Annotated in this window: 1 tRNA gene and 2 rRNA genes (1 of these 3 cut by a window edge); all 3 read right to left on the reverse strand. The window is 53.8% G+C overall.

The features are described from left to right. Positions 1-77 (reverse strand) — tRNA-Met (locus tag J2045_RS23080). Between the two features lie 152 nt (positions 78-229). Next, positions 230-344 (reverse strand): 5S ribosomal RNA (rrf, locus tag J2045_RS23085). Between the two features lie 116 nt (positions 345-460). Next, positions 461-2,500, reverse strand: a 23S ribosomal RNA gene (locus J2045_RS23090); it runs 847 nt beyond the window's last position.

The following is a 2,500-nucleotide window of genomic DNA, read 5'->3' on the forward strand; positions in this document are numbered from 1 at the left end:
TGGTTGCGGGGGCAGGATTTGAACCTGCGGCCTTCAGGTTATGAGCCTGACGAGCTACCGGGCTGCTCCACCCCGCGCCAAGAGCGTCCCAATTGTGTTGTGACGCTTGAGAGACTGCCTAAAGCAAGATGGCCGCTTGTATAGCGGCCTGAAGATTTCGGCTTATGCCGATGTTGTGTTGAGAAGATTTGATTTCAGCGATTTTGGCTGACAACATTGCCATTAGCAGACCTGGCAGCGACCTACTCTCCCGCGTCTTGAGACGAAGTACCATTGGCGCTGGGGCGTTTCACGGCCGTGTTCGGAATGGGAACGGGTGCAGCCACCCCGCCATGACCACCAGGTCGGCTAAGGGCAATGTTGTTGAGAAGCTGGTACAGGAATTTCCTGTTTGTCTTTGTGAACACGTATTTGGCATCATCGCCCGTTTTGTTCGGGCCGATGAGCATAAGCAATGAGAACGATCAAGCCAATCGGGCTATTAGTAACGGTAAGCTTCACTCATTACTGAGCTTCCACACCCGTCCTATCAACGTGGTAGTCTTCCACGGCCCTGATAGGGAATACTCGTTTTCAGGTTGGTTTCCCGCTTAGATGCCTTCAGCGGTTATCCATTCCATATATAGCTACCCTGCTATGCCGTTGGCACGACAACAGGTCCACCAGAGATATGTCCATCCCGGTCCTCTCGTACTAGGGACAGATCCTGTCAATATTCCTACACCCACGGCAGATAGGGACCGAACTGTCTCACGACGTTCTGAACCCAGCTCACGTACCGCTTTAATTGGCGAACAGCCAAACCCTTGGGACCTGCTCCAGCCCCAGGATGCGATGAGCCGACATCGAGGTGCCAAACAACCCCGTCGATATGGACTCTTGGGGGTCATCAGCCTGTTATCCCCGGCGTACCTTTTATCCGTTGAGCGATGGCCCTTCCACACGGGACCACCGGATCACTATGACCGACTTTCGTCTCTGCTCGACTTGTCAGTCTCGCAGTCAGGCGGGCTTATGCCATTGCACTCGACGACCGATTTCCGACCGGTCTGAGCCCACCATCGCGCGCCTCCGTTACTCTTTCGGAGGCGACCGCCCCAGTCAAACTACCCACCATACACTGTCCCGGATCCGGATGACGGATCGCGGTTAGACATCCATGACGATAAGGGTGGTATTTCAAGGATGGCTCCACAGAAACTGGCGTCCCTGCTTCAAAGCCTACCACCTATCCTACACATGCCGACACGAATGCCAGTGTAAAGCTATAGTAAAGGTGCACGGGGTCTTTCCGTCTGACCGCAGGAACCCCGCATCTTCACGGGGAATTCAATTTCACTGAGTCTATGTTGGAGACAGCGGGGAAGTCGTTACGCCATTCGTGCAGGTCGGAACTTACCCGACAAGGAATTTCGCTACCTTAGGACCGTTATAGTTACGGCCGCCGTTTACTGGGGCTTCGATTCAAAGCTTGCACCTCTCCTCTTAACCTTCCAGCACCGGGCAGGCGTCAGACCCTATACGTCGTCTTGCGACTTCGCAGAGCCCTGTGTTTTTGATAAACAGTCGCTACCCCCTGGTCTGTGCCACCCCATCATACTTGCGTATAAAGGGGTCACGCTTCTTCCGAAGTTACGCGTGCAATTTGCCGAGTTCCTTCAACATAGTTCTCTCAAGCGCCTTGGTATACTCTACCTGACCACCTGTGTCGGTTTCGGGTACGGTCTATACGGTGGAGCTATTTCCTGGAACCGCTTCCCCGCCCGGACAATCCAATAAGTCCGAACAAGTTACGCAATCCGTCACTACCACCAGGCCCACGAATATTAACGTGGTTCCCATCGACTACGCATTTCTGCCTCGCCTTAGGGGCCGGCTAACCCTGCTCAGATTAACTTTAAGCAGGAACCCTTGGTCTTTCGGCGAGGGGGTCTCTCACCCCCTTTATCGTTACTCATGTCAACATTCGCACTTCCGATACCTCCAGGGCCCCTCACGGGTACCCCTTCACAGGCTTACGGAACGCTCCGCTACCACGTGGATAAATCCACATCCTCAGCTTCGGTGCATGGCTTTAGCCCCGTTACATTTTCGGCGCAAAGACCCTTATTTAGACCAGTGAGCTGTTACGCTTTCTTTAAATGATGGCTGCTTCTAAGCCAACATCCTGGTTGTTTTGGGATCCTCACATCCTTTCCCACTTAGCCATGACTTGGGGACCTTAGCTGGAGGTCAGGGTTGTTGCCCTCTTCACGACGGACGTTAGCACCCGCCGTGTGTCTGCCGACTAGTACTCCCAGGTATTCGGAGTTTGGTTAGGATCAGTAAGACGGTGAGTCCCCATAGCCCATCCAGTGCTCTACCCCCTGGGGTATTCGGTCGACGCTCTACCTAAATAGATTTCGCGGAGAACCAGCTATCTCCGAGTTTGATTGGCCTTTCACCCCTAGCCACAAGTCATCCCAATCTATTGCAACAGATGCGGGTTCGGCCCTCCAGT

The organism is Peteryoungia aggregata LMG 23059 (genome assembly GCF_030814435.1).
Lineage (GTDB): Bacteria > Pseudomonadota > Alphaproteobacteria > Rhizobiales > Rhizobiaceae > Allorhizobium > Allorhizobium aggregatum.